Annotated in this window: 21 protein-coding genes; 18 read left to right on the top strand and 3 right to left on the bottom strand. The window is 68.7% G+C overall.

Annotated elements, in window-relative coordinates; translation table 11 throughout:
- Positions 1–109 precede the first annotated feature (109 nt).
- The 10 genes from ACFOY6_RS17435 (at position 110) to ACFOY6_RS17390 (ending at position 10,675) form a co-directional block, all read left to right on the top strand.
- Positions 110–1,255, top strand: a complete 1,146-nt coding sequence (locus ACFOY6_RS17435) for a hypothetical protein (protein ID WP_379651775.1) — start codon at positions 110–112, stop codon at positions 1,253–1,255.
- Positions 1,256–1,306: 51 nt separating this feature from the next.
- Positions 1,307–3,034 carry a flagellin N-terminal helical domain-containing protein gene (locus ACFOY6_RS17430; protein WP_379651774.1) on the top strand — a complete coding sequence of 576 codons (1,728 nt, stop codon included), beginning with the start codon at positions 1,307–1,309 and terminating at the stop codon, positions 3,032–3,034.
- 152 nt (positions 3,035–3,186) lie between these two features.
- On the top strand, positions 3,187–3,612 hold the full coding sequence (flaF, locus tag ACFOY6_RS17425) for a flagellar biosynthesis regulator FlaF (protein ID WP_379640543.1): 426 nt from the start codon (positions 3,187–3,189) through the stop codon (positions 3,610–3,612).
- Positions 3,612–4,100, top strand: coding sequence for a flagellar biosynthesis repressor FlbT (locus tag ACFOY6_RS17420; RefSeq protein ID WP_379651773.1), 489 nt, complete (start codon positions 3,612–3,614; stop codon positions 4,098–4,100). The genes flaF and ACFOY6_RS17420 overlap by 1 nt, the downstream gene beginning before the upstream one ends.
- A gap of 71 nt (positions 4,101–4,171) precedes the next feature.
- Complete coding sequence (locus tag ACFOY6_RS17415; protein ID WP_379640541.1) at positions 4,172–4,489, top strand: hypothetical protein; 318 nt, start codon at positions 4,172–4,174, stop codon at positions 4,487–4,489.
- Positions 4,486–5,658, top strand: coding sequence for a DUF1217 domain-containing protein (locus ACFOY6_RS17410; RefSeq protein WP_379651772.1), 1,173 nt, complete (start codon positions 4,486–4,488; stop codon positions 5,656–5,658). Before ACFOY6_RS17415 ends, ACFOY6_RS17410 begins: the two co-directional genes overlap by 4 nt.
- 165 nt (positions 5,659–5,823) lie before the next feature.
- Positions 5,824–7,680, top strand: coding sequence for a hypothetical protein (locus ACFOY6_RS17405; RefSeq protein WP_379651771.1), 1,857 nt, complete (start codon positions 5,824–5,826; stop codon positions 7,678–7,680).
- Between the two features lie 85 nt (positions 7,681–7,765).
- Positions 7,766–8,515 carry a class I SAM-dependent methyltransferase gene (locus ACFOY6_RS17400; protein WP_379651770.1) on the top strand — a complete coding sequence of 250 codons (750 nt, stop codon included), beginning with the start codon at positions 7,766–7,768 and terminating at the stop codon, positions 8,513–8,515.
- Complete coding sequence (locus ACFOY6_RS17395; RefSeq protein WP_379651769.1) at positions 8,508–9,935, top strand: hypothetical protein; 1,428 nt, start codon at positions 8,508–8,510, stop codon at positions 9,933–9,935. Before ACFOY6_RS17400 ends, ACFOY6_RS17395 begins: the two co-directional genes overlap by 8 nt.
- On the top strand, positions 9,935–10,675 hold the full coding sequence (locus ACFOY6_RS17390) for a class I SAM-dependent methyltransferase (RefSeq protein ID WP_379651768.1): 741 nt from the start codon (positions 9,935–9,937) through the stop codon (positions 10,673–10,675). Before ACFOY6_RS17395 ends, ACFOY6_RS17390 begins: the two co-directional genes overlap by 1 nt.
- A gap of 39 nt (positions 10,676–10,714) precedes the next feature.
- Here the strand turns inward: ACFOY6_RS17390 and ACFOY6_RS17385 are convergent, their stop codons facing one another.
- Positions 10,715–11,782, bottom strand: a complete 1,068-nt coding sequence (locus ACFOY6_RS17385; RefSeq protein ID WP_379651767.1) for a GNAT family N-acetyltransferase — start codon at positions 11,780–11,782, stop codon at positions 10,715–10,717.
- Positions 11,783–11,790: 8 nt separating this feature from the next.
- A complete protein-coding gene (locus ACFOY6_RS17380; protein WP_379651766.1) occupies positions 11,791–13,131 on the bottom strand; it encodes a FliI/YscN family ATPase in 1,341 nt (446 codons plus the stop codon).
- 136 nt (positions 13,132–13,267) lie between these two features.
- Between ACFOY6_RS17380 and ACFOY6_RS17375 the strand changes: the two genes are divergently transcribed.
- From ACFOY6_RS17375 to ACFOY6_RS17340, 8 genes are all read left to right on the top strand, one after another.
- On the top strand, positions 13,268–13,672 hold the full coding sequence (locus tag ACFOY6_RS17375) for a flagellar basal body protein (RefSeq protein ID WP_379640530.1): 405 nt from the start codon (positions 13,268–13,270) through the stop codon (positions 13,670–13,672).
- Positions 13,672–14,112 carry a flagellar basal body rod protein FlgC gene (gene flgC / locus ACFOY6_RS17370; RefSeq protein WP_379651765.1) on the top strand — a complete coding sequence of 147 codons (441 nt, stop codon included), beginning with the start codon at positions 13,672–13,674 and terminating at the stop codon, positions 14,110–14,112. Before ACFOY6_RS17375 ends, flgC begins: the two co-directional genes overlap by 1 nt.
- A 5-nt stretch (positions 14,113–14,117) precedes the next feature.
- Complete coding sequence (locus ACFOY6_RS17365; RefSeq protein WP_379640529.1) at positions 14,118–14,408, top strand: flagellar hook-basal body complex protein FliE; 291 nt, start codon at positions 14,118–14,120, stop codon at positions 14,406–14,408.
- Between the two features lie 53 nt (positions 14,409–14,461).
- A complete protein-coding gene (locus ACFOY6_RS17360; protein WP_379640528.1) occupies positions 14,462–14,725 on the top strand; it encodes a flagellar biosynthetic protein FliQ in 264 nt (87 codons plus the stop codon).
- Between the two features lie 3 nt (positions 14,726–14,728).
- Positions 14,729–16,792, top strand: a complete 2,064-nt coding sequence (gene flhA, locus ACFOY6_RS17355; RefSeq protein ID WP_379651764.1) for a flagellar biosynthesis protein FlhA — start codon at positions 14,729–14,731, stop codon at positions 16,790–16,792.
- Positions 16,793–16,818: 26 nt separating this feature from the next.
- A complete protein-coding gene (locus ACFOY6_RS17350) occupies positions 16,819–17,568 on the top strand; it encodes a flagellar biosynthetic protein FliR (protein ID WP_379651763.1) in 750 nt (249 codons plus the stop codon).
- Between the two features lie 5 nt (positions 17,569–17,573).
- Positions 17,574–18,677, top strand: coding sequence for an EscU/YscU/HrcU family type III secretion system export apparatus switch protein (locus ACFOY6_RS17345; RefSeq protein ID WP_379651762.1), 1,104 nt, complete (start codon positions 17,574–17,576; stop codon positions 18,675–18,677).
- A 106-nt stretch (positions 18,678–18,783) separates the two neighbouring features.
- The gene (locus ACFOY6_RS17340; RefSeq protein ID WP_379651761.1) at positions 18,784–19,161 is read left to right on the top strand and encodes a flagellar basal body-associated FliL family protein; all 378 of its coding nucleotides are present in this window, start codon (positions 18,784–18,786) and stop codon (positions 19,159–19,161) included.
- A gap of 65 nt (positions 19,162–19,226) precedes the next feature.
- Here ACFOY6_RS17340 and ACFOY6_RS17335 read toward each other — a convergent pair whose 3' ends face one another.
- Positions 19,227–19,928, bottom strand: a complete 702-nt coding sequence (locus ACFOY6_RS17335) for a flagellar hook assembly protein FlgD (protein WP_379640522.1) — start codon at positions 19,926–19,928, stop codon at positions 19,227–19,229.
- Between the last annotated feature and the right edge of the window lie 12 nt (positions 19,929–19,940).

Genomic DNA, 19,940 nt, shown 5'->3' with positions numbered 1-19,940 from the left:
GGCCGACCCCCGCCCTTAGCGACACACTCAAGAACGTCGCTAAGATCAGGAGCTATCTCACATCCAGGAAGGCGGCCGCGGCCGGACGGATACGGACGATCCGCATGCCTTGACCAACCTTGCCCATGTGCTGGCCGCGCAAGGCTGGCCGGAACAGGCGCTGCCATTGGCGCAGCGCGCCCATGTGCTGGCGCCGGAGGATCCACTGCCGCGCGCCAATTATGGCCGTCTGTTGCTTCTGGCCGGGCGCTACGCGGAAGGCTGGGAGGCTTGCCGCGTGCGGGCGCACGGGCAGGATGCGATCTCGCGCGATTTCGGATTGCCGGAATGGAATGGCGAGTCTCTGCCGGCGCCTGGACGAATCCTGATCTGGCGGGAGCAGGGCATCGGCGACGAGGTGATGTTCTGTTCGATCCTGCCCGATCTGCTGGCAGCAGGGCACCGCGCGACAGTGCTCTGCGATCCGCGGCTTGAACCCGCCTTGGCGCGCGCCTTCCCGCAGTTGGCGTTCCTGCGTGATGAGAAGCCGGGCCCTGAAATCCACGCGCAGATCGCGATGGGAGATCTGCCGCGTTTCTTCCGCCGGTCGGAGAGCGCATTCGGTACACAGCGAGCCTTCCTGACGGCCGACCCGGCGCTGCGCCAGGACCTGCGCGACCGCTACAGCAATGGATGCCGGCTGATCGGCCTGTCGTGGCGGACGAACAATGCCGTTTCAGGCCGCCGCCGCTCCATGACGCTGGAGCGTCTCGCACCGCTCTTCGCGCTGCCCGGCACGCGTTGGATCAGCCTGCAGTACGGCGACCCTGCCAGCCTGCGCGCCGAAGCGGAGCCCTGGCCACTGCTGGTGGATGAGCAGATCGATGCCAGAGGCAGCATCGAGCAGGCATTGGCGCAAACCGCGGCCATGGATCATGTCGTCACCATCGACAATTCAACGGTGCATCTTGCCGGCGCCCTGGGCGTCCCCTGCGACCTCCTGCTGCCCCTGGTGCCGGACTGGCGTTGGCAGACGAAGCGACGCGATACGCCCTGGTATCCGACGGTACGACTTTGGCGTTGTGGCCATGTTCACAGCTGGAGAGATGTCGTCAATGATCTGCATAGATATTTGTTCGCTTCTTTAGGTTTTGAAAATCGAAACTTTGCTGTGCCGGACATTGAAAGTGGCACAGATCAGTCTTGTAGTGGCATTTCCTGCAATGCTAAAAACCATCATCGCTGCCCGCCTGAACAGGCCGCAGTGCCGCGATAGCCGCGTCAGAAGGCGCTCCACCAGAAACGGAACCCTTGAAGGGCGCAATTCATGGTCAGCTCCATCCTCACCAATAACGGCGCGATGACGGCGCTGCAGTCGCTGAAGGCGACGCAGAAGAGCCTGCTGGAGACGCAAAACCGGATCTCCACGGGTCTCAAGGTTGCGAGTGCGAAGGACAATGCGGCGACCTGGGCGGTGGCCACCGCCATGCGGTCCGATATCGCCAACTACAAGCAGGTCAGCGAGAACCTGTCCGTCTCCTCCTCGATCCTGAGCACCGCCGAGACGGCGGCGACCACGATCGCCGACCTGGTCAAGCAGGTCCGCACCAAGGTCAGTTCCGCGCAGAACCCGGCGGTGGACAAGGCCCAGGTGCAGGCCGACATCGACGCGCTGCTGGCGCAGATCACCACCACCGCGCAGGCCGCTTCCTTCAAGGGCGTGAACCTGGTCGATTCCAGCGGCAGCCAGCGCGTGCTGACCTCGGTGAACGCCGTCAACGGCATCTCCACCGCGGCCTACACGACCATCACCAACCAGAACCTCAAGGTCGAGTCTGGTTCGATGCTCGAGAGCCTGAAGGACCTGACGGTGCTCTCGCGCGCCGACCAGACCTTCCTCAACCAGAACGATGGCACCACCAAGGTCACGCTGACCGTTGGTGCCACGATGGACCTGAACTCGGGCAACGAGATCGTCTTCCAGTACGTCGATTCCACCAGCACGCAGCGCAGCCTGACGGTGAAGCTGAACAGGGACATCAACGATGTCGCCACGCTGGTCGAGTACCTGAAGGCCGATGCCGGCTTCAGCGCGCTGTTCCAGGCGGATCAGATCGTCTCGGGTGGCACCGCCAGTTCCACCACCTTCACGATCAGCGCCAAGAACCGTGATTCGGTTCATAGTTTCGGCAATATCAACGCTACCACCAAGGTCGTCGATTACACCGATTTTGTCGAAGTGCAGGCGGGCACGGGCGCGCTGGGTACCGGCTTCGGTGCCACAACGGCCCGCACGCTGGACGGCGGCATCCGCCGCCTGGACGTGACCTTCGCCGACAAGCCGCTCCTGGTGGGCGATACCTTCTCTGTGAAGGTGGGCAGCAGCCTCGACAGCGACGACGAATCCGCCATGTACACCTACAAGCTGAAGGTGGTGGAGGGCTCCTTCGAAACAGGCGACCTGCTGCAGGGCGACAGCGAGTTCAGCACCGATGACCGGGTCTATGTCATCGCCATCGCCGCCTCGGATGTCACCAACAGCAACATCACGGGCGAGGAGATCGCCACCGAGATCCAGACTGCGCTGACCACGGGCGCCACGAACCTGGCGGCCGCCAACTTCGGCATGGCGACCGCCGGTACGGTTGACTTCGCGACTACTGCCGCGGCCGGCCAGACTTTCGACGTGGATGTCGATGCCACGTCCGGCCAGCTGACCATCTCGACGGCCGATGGCACGACCGATCAGCTTTACTCCTTCACGTCCTCCAAGACCGATTACCAGACCCTGCTCGAGAAGCTCGACACCGCGACGACCAACGTGTCGAACGCGGCGGCGACCTTCGGCACGGCCGGCAACCGGATCGACATGCAGAAGGACTTCCTCGACAAGCTGGTCGACACCCTGACCACCGGCCTCGGCGCGCTGGTCGATGCCGACATGTCGGAGGAGGCGGCCCGCCTGCAGGCGCTCCAGGTGCAGGAGCAGCTCGGCACCCAGGCGCTCTCGATTGCCAACCAGGCGCCGCAGAGCATCCTGTCGCTCTTCCGCTGAGCCAGAAGGGGGCGCGGCACAGGCCGCGCCCCACCAGCCTTCCAAGGCGTCCGGCGGAACTGGCGGGTCATGGCCGCGCTATGGCGCGTGAGCCAGCACCTCTCACCAGGCGCCGCCGGTGCTCCGCCTGCGCGTGACCGAGGAAGAATCCAATGCTGACCTCTGCACAAGACGACCCGTTGCACGCGCCCTTGCACCGTCCCCGCGGAGCAGCCACAGCCTATGGTTCTGTGATCCGTGGCACGGAGGATCCGCGCGATATCGAATACCGCGTGCTGGCGCGGGCTGCCGCGTTGCTGGAAGAGGCCAGCCGCCCTGGTGCCGGCCCCGCCGCTCTGCCCGCGGCGATCCATGAGAACCGCATGGTGTGGACCGCCTTTGCCACCGATCTTGCGGACCAGAGCAACAGCCTGGATGAGGTGATGAAGGCCCGCCTGCTCTCGCTGGCCCGCTGGGTCTTCGCCGAAAGCGACCGCGTGCTGCGCGAGGGCCGCAGCCCTCAAGCCTTGTGCGATGTCAATCGTGTGGTGATGGCCGGCCTCAAGCCTGACCTGGCACCAGGGCTGGAGCAGGGCTGATGTCGCTGATTCTCAAGCTGGCTCCGGGCGAGAGGCTGTTCATCAATGGCGCTGTGGTCACCAATGGAGATCGGCGCGCCTATCTGATGGTGGAGACCAAGGCGCAGATCGTGCGCGAGAAGGACGTCCTGCTCCCGGAGGATGCCAGCACGCCCGTGCGCCGTGCCTATTTCGCGGCCCAGAACGTGCTGCTGAACGCCCAATCCTCCCTGGGCAGCATCGACACCTTCCTGCAGCAACTGGAGTGTCTGCGTGGCGTGTTCCTGAAGCTTGAACACCGTACGCTGCTCGATGAGGCGGAGAGTCAGATGCGGCAGGGCAATACCTACCGCACCCTGGCGGCGCTGCGGGAACTGATCCTCTATGAATCCGTGTTGCTGGATATGGATCCCCCCCAGCGTTTCAGGCGGGATGGCAATCTGAGGCCGAACAATCCGGGCGAGGGTGATTTGAGGCACCAGGGCAGCGATGCGAAATTTCTTGGTTGATGTTATTGTCATAACGCGTGGGAGAACCCCGAGCCAGCGAGTGGCCTGACGCAAAACAAGGAGCAAGAGCCATGATTGAAGCCACCCAAGGGGTGAAGAAGCAGGTTTCAGGGCCTGACATCCTCACCAAGAGCCAGCCTGCTGCGGAGCATGAGGAGCGTGAGGCGGCCGTCCATGCCTCCGGCAGCTCCGAGCCGCAGCTCGCGGAACGTCAGAAGCAGATCACGGCGTCCAGCCCTGCCTTCGATGTCCGCCTGGATGGCGAGACCATGCGCCTCTACTCCGAGTTGCGTGACCCTGCGACCGACCGGCTGATCATGCGTCTGCCAACCGGCTACCTGCCGGCGGCGGAAGACGCCGAAGCCAAGACATTCGCCATGGAAGCATGAGGGTCAACGCTGTCACGGTGGGCATTCCTTCCGGCATCGCCGGGTGGAAGTTGCTGCAGGGCAAGGGTCCTTCGGACTTCAAGGCGTTCAGCAAGGACGCCTCCCTGCAGCGCGAACTCGCCTATCTACGGGAGAAATTGCCCACCAAGCTGACAGCCCAGGATCTGTTGGCCGATCGACGCCTGCAGACCATTGTCCTCAAGGCCTATGGTCTCGACAGCCAGATTGGCTTCGATGGGCTGATGCGGAAGGTTCTCGACAGCAACCCCGACGATGCAAATTCCATCGCCGGCCGGATGACGGACTACCGCTACCGCCAGATCTCCAAGGACCTGAATTTCGGCGGCATCACCATTCCCGAAATTCCGGCCGTCCCCTCCAGCATCACGCTGCAGCTCGAGGGGATCATGGCCGGGCAGAGCTTTCTCTCGGCCAGCGGGACGCTGGGCGGTGTCAGCATCGGGAATGTCGATCTCGATGGGTTGGATACCCGCGCAGGCATCGCCGCCGCGCTCCAGGCCGCCTTCCGCAACGCCGATGGCGGCCGCGAGGATATCAGCGTCACGGTGCTCGGCCTGAAGCTGGTGATCACCGACGCCAAGGGTCGCGGCGACGGATCGCTCAGCTTCCAGGCCGACCCGGACAGCAGCGCTCGCGCCTACCTCATCTCCTCCACGAAGGGGAGCACGCGGGTCGCTGGAAGCGGTGGCCCCAAGGTGACCGATCCCGCCACCCTCGAAGCCATCGCCACGAAATACTCCCAGGCCCGCTTCGAGGAGGCTCTGGGCGAGACATCGGAGAGCCTGCGTCGTGCCATCTACGCGAAGCGCATGCTGCCGCAGGTGAGCGGCTGGTACAGCGTGATTGCCGACCGGAACCTGGCCGCGGTCGTGCAATCCGTCCTCGGTTTGCCCGACAGCTTCGCCAGCATCAATGTCGACACTCAGAAGGCGATGCTGGAGAAGCGGATGAACATCGCCGACCTCAAGGACCCCGCCAAGCTCGCCAAATTGCTGGACCGCTACGTGGCACAATCCAGCGTGGCGGAAGCCAAGGCGCTGGCCAGTTCCACCGGAACCGCCACGCTGATCCAGCCGATCTCGTGGGGTGGCAACAGCTTCTCTGGCGCCAGCGCGGCGGCGCTCTTCTCCATCCTGGGCAACCGCTAGCGCCGCTGCCAGGGCCCGCCTGGATCCAGAAGGGATGCCATGGCTTCTCTCGAGCTCGCTCTACGCCAGACGGATCGCTGGTCCGACCTGCTGCCCCTGCTGCCCCTGCTGCCCGGCGCCAAGCCGCTCAGCCCCGCCACCTCCGAGGCCCTGGGCGACACCCTGTTGCGCCTGGTGCGGCCGGGTGGCCCCGGGGCGAATGAGATCCTGCTTCCGCTGGCCTCGCTCGGGCGGGTGGCGAGCCTGCTGGCCAACGGGGCGGGGCTAAATCATGCCGGCTGGCATGGTCTGTCGCAGCATTTGAGCCGCGTGGCCGTCCCGGCGCTCAGGGCGGGAGAAGCCCAACCGCTGCTGCTGGCCATCGTCGCGTTGAGCATCGACCAAGGCCGTGACGTGGCGCTGCGATGGGGCCTCCGCTGCCTGCTGGACAACGAGAACACCGCACGGGCTGCTCCCTCCCTGCATCAGGCACTCTGGACGCTCGGCCTGCTCGGCAATGCCGAAGGCTTAGCCGATCCGGCGACCTGGGTGCCCGACGTGTCGGCCAGCGCGCCGCTTTGGCAATTGCAGTGCGCGCTTACTTTCCTGGGGCTATGGGCGCGTCGGCCGCTGGCTTATGCGCGGGCACTGGTGGAGCATGTCGCGTTGCCCTGGTTGCTGGAGGCCATCCGTTCCGGGCACGTGGAAACCGCGCTGCACCTGGAAGGCTGGCTCCTAGAGCAATGGCTGAAGCGTGACGAGTCCGAGCAGCACTACGCCTCCTGGATCGGAAAGTGGGCGGAGCCCATGGCCGACCTAGGCAGGCGGCACAGGGCAGCCCATCCTCCCTGCGCCCAAGCGGTGGCATGGTGCACAGCAGCCTCACAGGGTCCCCCGCCCCTGGCCTTCATCGTGCACAACGGGGTTCTGCTGGCTCATACCGAGGTGCTGCTGCTGGCGCTGCGATACCTCAAGGCGCAGGGCCAGGCAGGCTTCACGCCGCAGGTATGGGCCTTGGGCGGGGTGCATCCAGCCTTTGCGGCGGCCTGTGCCGAAGCCGGGGCCAGCCTCCATCTGCCGAGCGACCTGCCCGCGGATGCACCGCTGCCCGCGCGCCTGCTGGCCCTGCGCGCGGATCTGGCGGAAGCCGGCTGTCGTGCCGCGGTTTGGATCTGCCACCCGCACATGTTGGCCTATGCCGCCGGGCTGGGCATCGCGCCACGCCTGGCGTGGTGGTCGATGAAGTTCCATCCGCCGATCCCCGGCATCGACCTGCGGCTGTGCCTGCGTGGCGGCTCGCCCATGGCGCCGTTTCCGATGCGGGGCGCCACCTGGCACATCCTGCCCATGGCCTTCCAGGTGCGGCCACGCGACGCCGCGGTGGAAGCCGCCGCGCGGCAGCGGCGCCAGGAACTGCCCGAGGGTGCAGTGGTGATGACGACGCTGATGCGCGAGGACAAGCTCGACTCCCCGCCCCTCTGGGATGTCGCCGCCCGCATCCTGCAAGCCGCGCCGCAGGCGGTCTGGCGCTATGCCGGCCGGCAGGACCTGCCGGGTCTGCGCGCCTGCCTGGAGCGGCATGGCGTGGCGGAGCGCGCGCAGTTCATCGGCTGGGCTGATGTGCCGACGGAGGCGGCGCTGGCGGACCTCTACCTTGATGGCTGGCCGGTGGGCTCGGGCGCCACGGCGGCACAGGCCATGGCCTATGGCGTGCCCTATGTCTTCCGCGCCTCGGCGCCGGAGGCCGACAGCCCGGCGGGCCTAATGGATGGCCTGTTCGTCATGCCGCGCCGGGCGGGGGTGTTGCGGGCGGAGGAGGAGGCGGCCTGCCGCGCCTGCTTCGAGACCCCGCAGGGCAGCCTGCTGCGCGAGCCGGAGAATGCGGAAGCGCAGATCGCCTGGGCCCTCGACCTGATCCGCGATCCCGATCTGCGCCGCCGCAGCGGCGCGGCCTGGGCGCGCTTCGCCCAGCAGAGCGCGGCCAATCCGGAAGGGCTGGCGGAGGGATTGCGCCGGGCCGCCGCGCAGCTGTTGCAGGGCTGACGCCGCCCGGCAAAGTTCATGCGAACAATTATTGAAGGGCGATGCGAATCTCGCGCATGGTCCTCTTGCCGCCAAGGTTCCTGCGATGATCCCTCCCCCCCCTTCCATGCCTGCGGAAGCCTCTCCCCTCCGCGCCGCCGACTATTCGGATCGCTACGATCCGGAGCAGGATTTCGACCATTGGTACACGCGCCTCACCGCACGCCGCGTGCTGCGCCACCTGCGGCCGGATGATCATGTGCTGGAGGCCGGCTCGGCCACCGGCCTGCTCACGGCCGAGCTCTGCGGCGAGGGCCGCCGCTTCCTCTGCCTGGAACGCTCCGTCTCCTATGCGGCGCGGGCCCGGGCGCGCGGCCTGCCCGGCGTCACCGTCATCGAGGGGATGATCGAAGATTTCACTGGCGAGGAGCCGTTCGACCATGTGCTGGCGCTGAACGTGCTGCACGAGCTGCCGAATGCCTCCGCCGCCCTGGCCCGCCTGCTGCGCGGCCTGCGGCCAGGCGGCCTGCTGCATGTCACCCTGCCCAACCCGCACTCGCTGCACCGGCTGGCGGCCTGGAAGGCCGGCCTGATCGAGGATCCCTGCGCCATCAGCGAGCGCGGCGCGCTGTTCCACACGCTGCGGCTGGAGCCGCCAGACCACAGCGCCGCCTGGATCTGCGCGCTGGGGCTGGAGGAGGTGGGGCGCGAGGGCATTCTGCTGAAGCCGCTGCCGAATGCCGGCATGGCGCGGCTCGGCTCGGCGCTGATCGAGGCCTATGACAGCCTGGCGGAGGCCATGCCCGGCCATGGCGCCATGACCTATTTCCGCTTCCGCAAGCCAGGTCATGGCTGAGGCGCTGCACCTCGTCGGCGGCTCCATCGCCTGCTTGGTGGCGGCGCTGCGGGCCGGCCAGCACGGCCGGCCGGTGACGCTGCACGCCGATCCGGCGCGGCTCGGCGCCAGCTTCGCCGGCATCATGCTGGAGGGAAGGCGGCTCAACCTCGGCATCCGCGTCTTCGAGCTGGAGCATGAGGCGGCGGGCGACCAGCCCGTCCCGGGCTGCGATCTGGCGCGGGATGACCACCTGCCTTTTCTCGGCAGCATCCGTGCCCTGGTCGAGGAGGTGCTGGGCGAGGAGCTGGTGCGCGCCGCGGCGCCCGAGATGTGGCTGGAAGGCCGGCGCGCGCCCTGCGTGCTGACCAATGCCGACATCGCCGCCCTGCCGCCGCTGCTCGACCCCGCGCGCCGCAGCCGCATCGCGCGGGAGGCGGCGGCACTGCTGGAGGCCCCCTCCCCGCCGCCCTGCCGTTTCCGGCCCGGCCACCCGGCGGGCGCGGTACGGGCGGCGCTGGAGGAGACGCCGCTGGAGGAAGCGTCGCTGGCCAATCACGGCGCCACGCTGCACGGGTTGCTGATCCCGGCGGTGGCCGCACGGCTCGATCCGGGCTGGGCCAGCCGCGTCGCGGCAGCGCGGCGCAAGCTGTGGCTGGCGCTGTTCCACCCACGCACCGTGCTGGAGGCCTTCCGGGGCGAGACGCCGGGCTTCCGCCCGCACCGGCCCTTCTGGGGGATGCGGGGCGGCGTCTCGGCGGTGTTCGTGGAGCGGCTGCTGACCCTGCTGACGGCGCTGCCCTCCGTGCGGATCAATCCGGTGGGGCGGCTGCGGCACATGGCCTCCGGGCCGCGGGGCACAGTGCTGCTGGACTTCGCCGCACCACCCGGAGGCGCCCCGCAGCGGCTGAGCCTGCCCGCCGCCACCTGCGCGCTGGGGCTTGGGGCGGAGGAGTTGTTTCGCGCCGCCGGGGTGGACTACGCGCCGCAACGCCTGAGCGTCGCCTTCGGCTGGGCCGAGGTGGCGGAGGCCGACCTTCGGCACTGCCCCTTCAGCCTGCTACTCGCTGCACCCGGTGCGCCGGCGCTGCGTGTCTCCGCCGGCCCTGTGGCGGAGGGCGGCCGGCGCGTGATGGCGCTGGAATTCGGCCATGTGCCGGAGGGGCTGCCCCATCCCGGCGCGGCGGAAGCCCGCCGGGCATTGGAGGAGACGGGGCTGCTGCGAGAGGGCGCGCCGATGCGTCTGCTGGGCGTGACGAGCCTGCCCTGCCTGCAGGTGCCGAGCTTCGACAACCGCAGGGCCTTTCAGGCGGCGCTGGCGGCCTTCCACGCGCGGGGGCCGGAAGGCTGGGCGGGGCAGCTGCTGTGCGGCGCCGGCCGGCTCGGCTTCGATTCCATGAATGAGCAGATCCTGACGGGACTGCGGATAGGAGAACCCTGATGAGCACGGTCACACAGGACGAGCTGGAGCGCCTGGCGCAGGACTACTACCTGAACGACGCGGTGGTGGACCACCATGTCGAGCACACCATGCAGCTCAGCTCCGCGCCGATGGTGCTGGCGCAGATCCCGCCTGGCAGCCGCGTGCTGACCATGGGGCATGGCAATGGCCTGATGACCGACGTGCTGATCAAGGGCCCCTTCAGCCTGGAGCTGGTGGAGGGCTCGCCCACGCTGAGCGAGGAAGCGCGCCGCCGGCATGGCGAGCGGCTGGGCGTGCATTGCGCCATGTTCGAAGAGTTCCACGCCCCCGCCGCCTATGACGTGGTGCTCTCACTGCACGTGATGGAACATGTGGCCGAGCCCGCCGTGACCCTGGCGCAGGCGGCGAGCTGGTTGAAGCCGGGCGGCTCGCTGATCGTGGTGGTACCCAACCGCCGCTCCCTGCACCGCCGCGTGGCGCTGCGCATGGGGCTGATCGGCCGGCTGGACGAGCTTTCCCCGCGCGACCACCAGGTGGGGCACCTGCGGGTCTATGACCTTGACACCCTGGCGGCCGACCTCTCGGGCGCCGGCCTCGTGCCCGAGCACCGCTTCGGCTACTTCGTGAAGACGCTGCCCAACAGCATGATGCTCGACTATTCGGAGGAGCTGCTGACGGCGCTGGTGCAGGTGGGCGAGGAGGTGCCGCCCGACCTGCTCGCCAATATCGGCATCCGCGCCCGCAAGCCGCTGGCCTGAAGCCGGCCGCCAGGGCGGGCTTTCAGGAGGGCTGGGCCTTCACACGGTCCAGCCCAGCGTCTTACCCAGGTACAGCTTCACGGACGCCGCGGCGCCCAGGCTTTTCTTGAAGGCGTAGAGCCCCTGGTTCAGCTCGCCCTGGATGGAGGATGTGCCGAGATCCAGCATCCGGCACCCTTCGGCGCGGGCGAAGTGGTAGATGCGCCCTGCCAGCACCGTCACCGGGCTGAGCCGCTCCACGCCGGGCTTCTCGCCCCAGGCATAGACGTAGAGGATCGCCGGGTTGACCTGCACGCAGAGGGCGGCGGCGATCATCTCGCCCTTCAAAAAGGCGCCGAAGACATGCACGGCGCCGGGGAATCCCGCCAGCATCTCCTGCACCTGGGGCCAACTCATGCTCAGGCTGTAGTTCTTCTTGCGCCGGCTCTCCAGCAGCACGCCATAGGCCGCCTCATGCAGGGCCGGCTCCAGCAGGCTGGCGGAGACCCCCTCCCGCGCCGCCTTGGCCAGCCGCTTGCGGTTGGCATAGGTGCCGCAGGCGCTGAAGCTGTGGCGGCCCAGACTGATCGCCTGGTTCAGCTCGTGCCGCGTCACGCCATAGCCGAGGCGCGCCAGGGCGTTGAAGGTCAGCGCGCTCCGCTCCGGCGCATAGCCCAGCGGCGGCAGCACCAGTTCCAGGCGGCGCGCGCCGGCGGCCAGCAGCCAGGCCTCGGCGGCGCGGATGAAGGCCTCCGTCTCCACCGGCCCCAGATCCTCCGCCAGGTCGAAACCGCCATAGGAGCCACGCCCGGGGCTGGACCATAGGCCCGGCTCCACCTGCAATGCGTGGAACCGGCCGCAGATCCGCGGGGAACGGTCCTGCCGCAGCTGCATCAGCACGCCCCCGCCAGGGCAGCGCGCGCGATGCAGCGCATGGAAGGCCGGGCGGTTGAAGAGATCCGCCTCCTCATCCGGCAGGAAGCGGTCGACCAGCAATTCCAGTCCCGGGGCGACGGACAGGGGGGCCGGGGGCGGCGGAACCGCTGGCAGGCGCAGCGCCGCCGGCGCGAAGGGCATCGGCGGGAGGTGCGGCGGAACCTCGGCGCCCTCCGGGAGCTTCCAGGACATGACCGGCCTCACCCCCCCTGCAGGATCTGGCCCAGCCGGGCGAAGGCTGCCGGCGCATCGGACCGCTCGTCGATGCCCTGGCCCAGGAAGGCCTCCAGCGCCGGGTGGTGGCGGATGGCCGCATCCACCTCGGCATCGCTGCCCGCGCGGTAGGCGCCCAGCCGGATCATCTCCGCCATGTCGGCATAGGTGCCGATCAGGCGCCGCGCCTCCGACAGCAGCCGGTTCTCCTCCGGCAAATGGCAGCGCGGCAGGGCGCGGCTGACGGAGCGCAGCACGTCGATGGCCGGCCAGCGGCCCCGCTCCCCCACGCGGCGGTCCAGCACGATATGCCCGTCCAAAATGCCGCGCACGGCATCGGCGATCGGCTCGTCATGGTCGTCGCCATCGACCAGCACGGTGAAGACGGCGGTGATGTCGCCCTCCCCCTGCACGCCCGGCCCGGCCCGCTCCAGCAGGGCGGGCAGCTCGGTGAAGACAGAGGGGGTGTAGGAGCGGGCGGTGGCCGGCTCGCCTGCCGCCAGCCCGATTTCGCGCTGCGCATGCGCCAGCCGGGTGACGGAATCGAGCAGCAGGAACACCTGCCGGCCCTCGGCGCGGAAATGCTCGGCCACGGCCAGCGTGGCCTGCGCGGCGCGCCGCCGGGCCAGCGCCGGCTGGTCGGAGGTGGAGACCACCACCACCGTCCGCCGCCGCCCTTCCTCGCCCAGCGTCTGGTCGAGGAACTCGCGCACCTCGCGCCCGCGCTCGCCCACCAGCCCGACCACCACCACATCAGCCTCGACGAAGCGCGCCAACATGCCCATCAGCGTCGATTTGCCGACGCCGGAGGCGGCAAAGATGCCCAGGCGCTGGCCGCGGCAGATGGGGGTGAACACATCCAGCGCGCGCAGCCCCGTGCCCAGCCGCGCGCCCACCAGCCGGCGGCGCAACGCATCGGGCGGGGCCTGGCGCAGCCGCACGCCGCGGCGGCCCTGCGGCAGCGGCCCCAGCCCGTCCAGCGGCCGCCCCAGGCTGTCGATCGCCCGGCCCATCCAGGCATCGCAGGGGTAGAGGCTCAGCGGCTCCTCCAGCCACAGACGGGCGCCCGGGCTGAGCCCCTCCGTGCCACCCTCTGGCACGGCGATGGCGCTCTCGGCCGAGAAGGCGACGATCTCGCCATGCATGGCGCCGCGCCCCAAGCGCCCGACCCGGATGCGGTCACCGATCGCCAGGCTCTCGCCCAGGCCGGTGGCCGAGAGCGCGGCGCCGCGCACCGCCGACAGCGTGCCGAAGCGTTGCCATCGCGGCACCCGCGCCAGTTGCGAGGCGACATCGCCCAAAGGTGAGACCACCGGCAAAGTCCTCATGCGAATTTTTGCGGATAGCCTGGAAAGCACACCCACTTCCAGGACCTTCCTGCCGAAACATCTATGCGAAAAATCTCGACAAGGGCAAGGGCCGGCGCTATTCGTCGGGGCGACAGCAGAGAGGCGCCCCGATCCCATGCTCGACGGTATCGACGTCTTCCGCATCACCGGCGCCCGCATGCGGCATCTGGCGGAGCGGCAGAACATCCTGGCGCAGAACATCGCCAACGCCGATACGCCCCTCTACCGAGCGCGGGACGTGAAGGCCTTCCAGTTCGACAGCGCCTTGCTGCGCAACCAGCCCGGCCTGCCCAGCCTGCAACTCGCGGCGACGCGCCCGGGCCATCTCGGCCGCACGCGGGAGGGGCTGACCGTCACCGCCGACCGTGCCGAGGGCTACAGCGAGGACCCGGACGGCAACACGGTCAATCTGGAGGAACAGATGGTCAAGCAGGCCGACGTGGCGAAGGCCTACGACCTCGCCACCCTGGTCTACCGCCGCGGCGCGGCGCTGCTGCGCACCGCCGCCGGAGGCCGCTGATGATCCGCATCAACCCCGTCTCCGGCGCCGGCCCGCTGACCCAGGCGATGGCCACCGCCGCCTCCGGCATGAGCAGCCAGGCCGTGCGCATGCGGGTGGCGGCCGAGAACATCGCCAACGCCGCCTCCACCGCCGCAGTGCCTGGCGGCGACCCCTACCGGCGCAAGCTGCTCACCTTCGGCCGGATGGTCGACCGCGGCACCGGCGCGCAGCTGGTGCGCATGGACAACATCCGCCCCGACCCGCGCGACTTCCGCACCCAGTTCGACCCCGCCCACCCGGCGGCGGATGAGCAGGGCTACGTCAAGCTGCCGAATGTGGACCCGCTGATCGAACAGGCGGACCTGCGCAGCGCCGGGCGCAGCTACGAGGCCTCCATCGCCGTAATGCAGCAGGCCCGCGCGCTCTACGGCAAGACACTCGACATCCTGAGGGCGTGAACGCCATGACCACACCGCTCGCGGCGATCCCGCCCGTCTCCGCCGCCATCCGCGCCTACGGTGCCACGGCCACCCCCTCGGGGGATTTCGGCACCATGGTGGGCGATGCCGCACGGGCCTCGCTGGCCACGCTGCGCCGCGCGGAAGTGACCGCGGCGCGCGGCGTGGCGGGCACGGCCGACGTGCAGGAGGTGGTGCAGGCCGCCGCCGCCGCCGAACTCACCGTGCAGACCCTGACCCAGCTGCGCGACAAGGTCGTCGGCGCCTACACGGATGTGCTGCGCATGGCGGTGTGAGCACCGCCATGATCCCTTCCCTCGCCTGACCGCCAGAACGGCCGGAGCTTCCGATGAATGAAGGCGACGTTGTCGAGGTTCTGCGCGGCGGCTTCTACACCACCATGCTGGTGGCGGCCCCGCCCCTGCTGGCCGCGCTGATCACCGGCGTCGCCGTCTCGGTGCTGCAGGCGCTGACGCAGATCCAGGAGATGACCCTCTCCTACGTTCCCAAGATCGTGGTGACGCTGGTGGCCACCATGCTCTCCCTGCCTTTCGGCTTCGCCGCGCTGCGCTCCTATACGGAGGAGATCGCGCAGCTGATCGTCGGGCTTTAGGCCATGTCGTTCCTGAGCAGGCTGCGCGGCAGCCTTGGCCACCAGGACATGCTGTTCGCCGCGGCGCTGGTGCTGCTGCTGGCGGTGCTGGTGCTGCCCATGCCCCGCTGGCTGGTCGATCTCGGCCTGGCCACCTCCATCACCCTCTCCGTGCTGATCCTGATGGTCGCCATCTGGATCGAGCGGCCGCTCGATTTCTCGGTCTTCCCCACGGTGCTGCTGGTGGCCACGCTGCTGCGGCTGGCGCTGAACCTGGCCACCACGCGGCTGATCCTGGCCGACGGCCATCGCGGGCTGGACGCGGCGGGCAGCGTCATCCACGGCTTCGCGGTGTTCATCGTCGGCGGCGACTTCATCATCGGCGTCATCGTCTTCACCATCCTGATCATCGTGAATTTCATCGTGGTGACGAAGGGTGCGGGGCGCATCGCCGAGGTCGCGGCGCGCTTCAGCCTGGACGCCATGCCCGGCAAGCAGATGGCGATCGACGCCGACCTCGCCGCCGGCACCATCGACGATGCCGAGGCCAAGCGCCGCCGCAAGGAGCTGGAGGACGAGAACTCCTTCTTCGGCGCCATGGACGGCGCCTCGAAATTCGTCCGCGGCGATGCCGTGGCGGCCATCATCGTCACCATCGTCAACGTGCTGGGCGGCATCGTCGTCGGCACCATGCGGCATGGCATGCCGCTCTCCGGCGCGGCGGCGAACTACGTGACGCTGGCGGTGGGCGATGGCATCGTCTCGCAGATCCCGGGGCTGATCGTCTCGGTGGGCGCCGGCATGCTGGTCTCCAAGGGCAGCGTGCGCGGCTCGACCGACAAGGCCTTCATCGCCCAGCTCGGCGCCCATCCCAAGCCGCTCTACCTGGCGGCGGGGCTGTCGGGCCTCTTCGCGGTGCTGCCCGGCCTGCCCTTCCTGCCCTTCGTGGCGCTTGGGCTGGTAGCGGCGGGCGGCGGCTGGCTGGCGCAGGCCGCCGTGCAACGCGCCGCCGCCGCCGCGGAGAGCAGCGCCGCCACGCCCGATGCCGCACCGCGCGAGGAGAGCATGGCGGAGCTCATCCGGGTGGATGACGTCCGGCTGGAGCTCGGCATGGGCCTCGTCTCACTGACCGCCGGCCGCCAGGGCGGGCTGTCCGAGAAGATCAAGAAGCTGCGCCGCGCCTTCGGGCTGGAATACGGCTTCGTGCTGCCCGCCGTCCGCATCAAGGACAACATGGACCTCGCCTCGGGCGAATACTCCATCCAGGTGCAGGGCGTGGAGGTGGCGCGGGAGACGCTGATGCTCGGCCGCCTGCTGGCCTTCGCGCCGGGCGGGCAGGAGATCGGCGTGCCCGGCATCGACACGCAGGAGCCCTCCTTCCACATCCGCGCCCGCTGGATCGAGCCGGCGCTGCGCGAGATGGCCATGGCGCAGGGGCTGACGGTGGTCGATGTCGAGACGGTGCTGACCACCCACATGTCCGAGGTGCTGAAGGGCTACATGGCCCAGCTCCAGGGCTATGCCGCCACGCAGAAGCTGCTGGACGGGCTGGAGAAGGAGCACCAGCGGCTGGTCGGGGACCTGATCCCCGCCGTCCTGCCGCTGGCCACCTTGCAGAAGGTGCTCTCCACCCTGCTGGCCGAGCGGATCTCGATCCGCAACCTGCCGCTGATCCTGGAGGCGCTGCACGAGGGCGCCAGCTTCACCCGAAACGTCTCCATGCTGACCGAGCATGTGCGCCAGCGCCTGTCGCTGCAGATCTGCCGCGGGCTGACGCAGGAGGATGGCTATATCACCACCCTTCTGCTCTCCCCCGAATGGGAGAAGGAGGTGGGCAGCGCCATCGTCGAGGAGGGCGACCAGCGCAGCTTCGCCATGGCGCCCTCCAAGATCCAGGAACTGGTCAGCGCCACCCGCGCCCGGATCGCCGAGGCGGCGGCCAAGGGCGACTGGCCGGCGGTGCTGACCTCGGCCGGGGCGCGGCCCTTCGTGCGGCATCTGGTGGAGCGCATCAACCCCACCATCGCCGTCATCTCCCATGCCGAGGTGCACCAGCGGGCCAAGCTGCGCACCGTCGGCCAGATCTGACCCGGCTGCCCGCCATGCAGGCGGCGATGACGCTGGAACACTGGCTGAACGCGGAGCTCTACCGCCTGCTGCTGGTGTTCTGCCGCGTCTCGGCCGCCTTCATGCTGCTGCCCGGCCTGGGCGAGGGGCAGATGCCGGCCCGAATCCGCATCATCGCCGGGCTGGTGGTGGCCTACTGCATCGCCCCGCTGGCGGGGCCCGCCACGGCGGCGCCTGGCGTGTGGGGCAGCGTGGCGGCCGCCGCGCTGGAGGTGATCACTGGCGCCTTCCTCGGCACGCTCTCGCGCATCCTGCTCTCCGCCGTGCAGGCGGCCGGGCAGATCATTGGCCAGAGCATCGGCATCAGCAACGCCTTCGCCTTCGGCATCGGCATGGACAATTCCGCGGTACTGGGAGCGGCCATCTACGTAGCCTGCCTCGTGGCGCTGTTCGCCATCGACGGGCACCATCTGGGCCTGCGCGCCCTGGCCGACAGCTACGCCCTGGTGGGGCTGGGCGAGCCGCTGCCCAGCGCCGCCGCCGCCCGCTCCGTCACCGAGGGGGTGGAGGCCGCCTTCCGCCTGTCCATGCAGCTCAGCATGCCGTTCCTGCTGCTATCGGTGCTGTTCAACATGGCGCTGGCAGGCATCAACCGGGCTTTGCCGGCTATGCCGGTCTTCATGATTGGCGCCCCCGCCCTGCTGCTGGTCGGGCTGCAACTGCTGCAGGTGACGGCGCCCTCCTTCGTGGCGGAGGTCCTGGCCGCTTATGGGCCCGCCATCATGGCCGGGCGCTGAGCCGCATGGCAGAGGAAAGTGGCCAGGAAAAAACCCTCGAAGCCTCCGCCCGCAAACTGCAGCAAGCGCGAGAGAAGGGCGATCTGCCAATCTCACGCGAGGGCTCCAGCTTCGGCCTCTATGCCGCGATGCTGATTGTGCTGGGCCTGTCAGGCGGCACGATCGCCCATCACGTCGCCACCCTGCTCCTGCCAATGATCGAGCAGCCGGAGGCCTTCCTGCTGCTGACGGAGGAGGGTTACCGCCAAGCCGGCTGGGCGCTGGTGCAGGCGCTCGCCCTGGCGCTGCTGCCGGTCTTCGGCCTGCTGATGGCCGGCAGCCTGCTGCCGCACCTGATGCAGAACACCGTGGTGGTGGCGCCGGAGCGCCTAGAGGTGCGGCTGTCGCACATCTCGCCGCTCTCCGGCATGAAGCGCCTCTTCAGCTTCAAGGCGTTGTTCGAGTTCGGCAAGAACCTGCTCAAGGCCAGCGCCGTTGCCGCCGCCTGCTGGCTTGTCGGCACGCCGCTCTACGAGCAGAGCGCATCATTGGCGGAGCTGGACCCGGCCGCCTTTCCGGCTTTGGCGACCAACGCGATTATCACCATCCTCTTTGCGGTGACGGCGGTCTCATTCCTGATCGCGGCCATCGACATCAGCTTCCAGCGCTTCGATTATCAACGGCGGCAGCGGATGACCATTCAGGAGATGCGCGAGGAGATGCGCTCGACCGATGGCGATCCGCATGTGAAGGCCGCCCTCAAGAAACGACGCCGCAAGTTTTCGCAAAGACAAATGATGGCGGATGTGCCGAAATCGACGGTTGTCATCACCAACCCCACCCACTTCGCCGTGGCCCTGCGCTACGAGCGCGGGGAGGATTATGCGCCGGTCTGTCTGGCCAAGGGCACCGATCACCTGGCGCTGCGGATCCGTGAACGGGCTCAGGCCGCCGGGGTGCCCATCATGGAGGACAAGCCGCTGGCGCGGGCCTTGCACGCTTCCGTGGAGGTGGGCCAGCCAATCCCGCCCCTGCATTTCGAGGCCGTGGCCAAGATCATCGGCATTGTCTGGGCCCAGAAGGGCTTCCGGCCGGCGGCGGGAGTAAGCCAGCCCGCGTCGCAAAAATGAGACTTACCGATTGACGCGAGATTTCGCCGATGCGAATTAACGGGCGCCATAACGCACGAGGTCGTGGATGTCCCCTTATTTTCGCCGCTCATTGCTGGGTGGATTGGTGGCCGCTGCGCTGATTCCGGCGGTGCTGGCCCCTCTCCATGCCGCCCAGGCCGCCGAGGCACCCAAGAAGGAGTTCGAGTACGTCACGCTCGGCGACTTCACGGTGAACCTGCCGGCCGCCAGCCGCCGCATGTCCTACGTGGTCGTCTCCGTGACGCTGGAGACCCAGGCGGCGCAGACCCAGCAATTCAAGGATCTGTCGCCGCGGCTGAAGCAGGCGGTGCTGCAACGGCTGATGGCCATGTCGGAGCGTCAGGAACTGCGCCCGGGCCGGACCGACCCTACCACGCTGCGGGACAATCTGTTCGACAGCCTAGCGCGCATCCAGGAGGAAGGGCTGAAGGATGTGGTAATCACCCGCCTCATCCACAGCTGAAGAACGGGCGGCCGCGGCGGGAACCGCGGCCGCACGAGCAGGATTGCCGCGAGCAGGGCCGCCCCTCAGGCGCCGAGGCGGGTGATATCCGTCGCGCTGACGACATTGCCGTTGTCCAGCACCAGATTCATCTCTCCGCTGCTGTCGCGCCGCACCTCGGTAACTTTCCCCGAGCTGGTGATGGTGCCGGCCACCTGGCGCGCATTCTCGGCGTTCTGACCGATCACCCGCACCGCGTAGGAGCCGGCCGCCAGCGCCACGCCATTGCTGTCCTTGCCATCGAAGCTCAGCTGCGTGCTGCCTGTCTGCACCGGGACTTGGCGCACCACCTCCCCCGCACTGTTCAGCACCTCCAGCCGGAGGTTGGTCAGGCTGCCGGCAGGCACGTCGACCGTCACGGGCACGTTGGCGCCGGCGGTGGGCAGCACCATGCGCGACATCTGCATCTGCACCGTCCGGCCCAGCAGCGCGGCATTCTCCGCCAGGCCGCCGCCACCGGAGAGGGAGGTGGCGATGCCCTGCAGCAGGCTGTTCGTCTTGGTCTGCTGCTCCACCTGCGAGAACTGTGCGAGCTGCGCCACGAACTGCGTCGGGTCCGTGGGCTCCAGCGGGTTCTGAAACTTCATCTGCGCCGTCAGCAGCGTCAGGAAGCGGTCGAAATCGGGGCTGGACGAGTTCAGCTTGGCGGTGGCGGGGCCGCTCGCGGCGGCGCCGGTGCTGGCCGCCGCGGCATTGCTGGTGGCGGTCACGTTGGAAACACTGGCCATGTCATGCGCTCC

This window comes from Teichococcus aestuarii, assembly GCF_042651065.1.
GTDB classification, from domain to species: domain Bacteria; phylum Pseudomonadota; class Alphaproteobacteria; order Acetobacterales; family Acetobacteraceae; genus Pseudoroseomonas; species Pseudoroseomonas aestuarii.
Note: the sequence above shows the minus strand (reverse complement) of the source record. Positions and strands in the feature narration are given on the sequence as shown.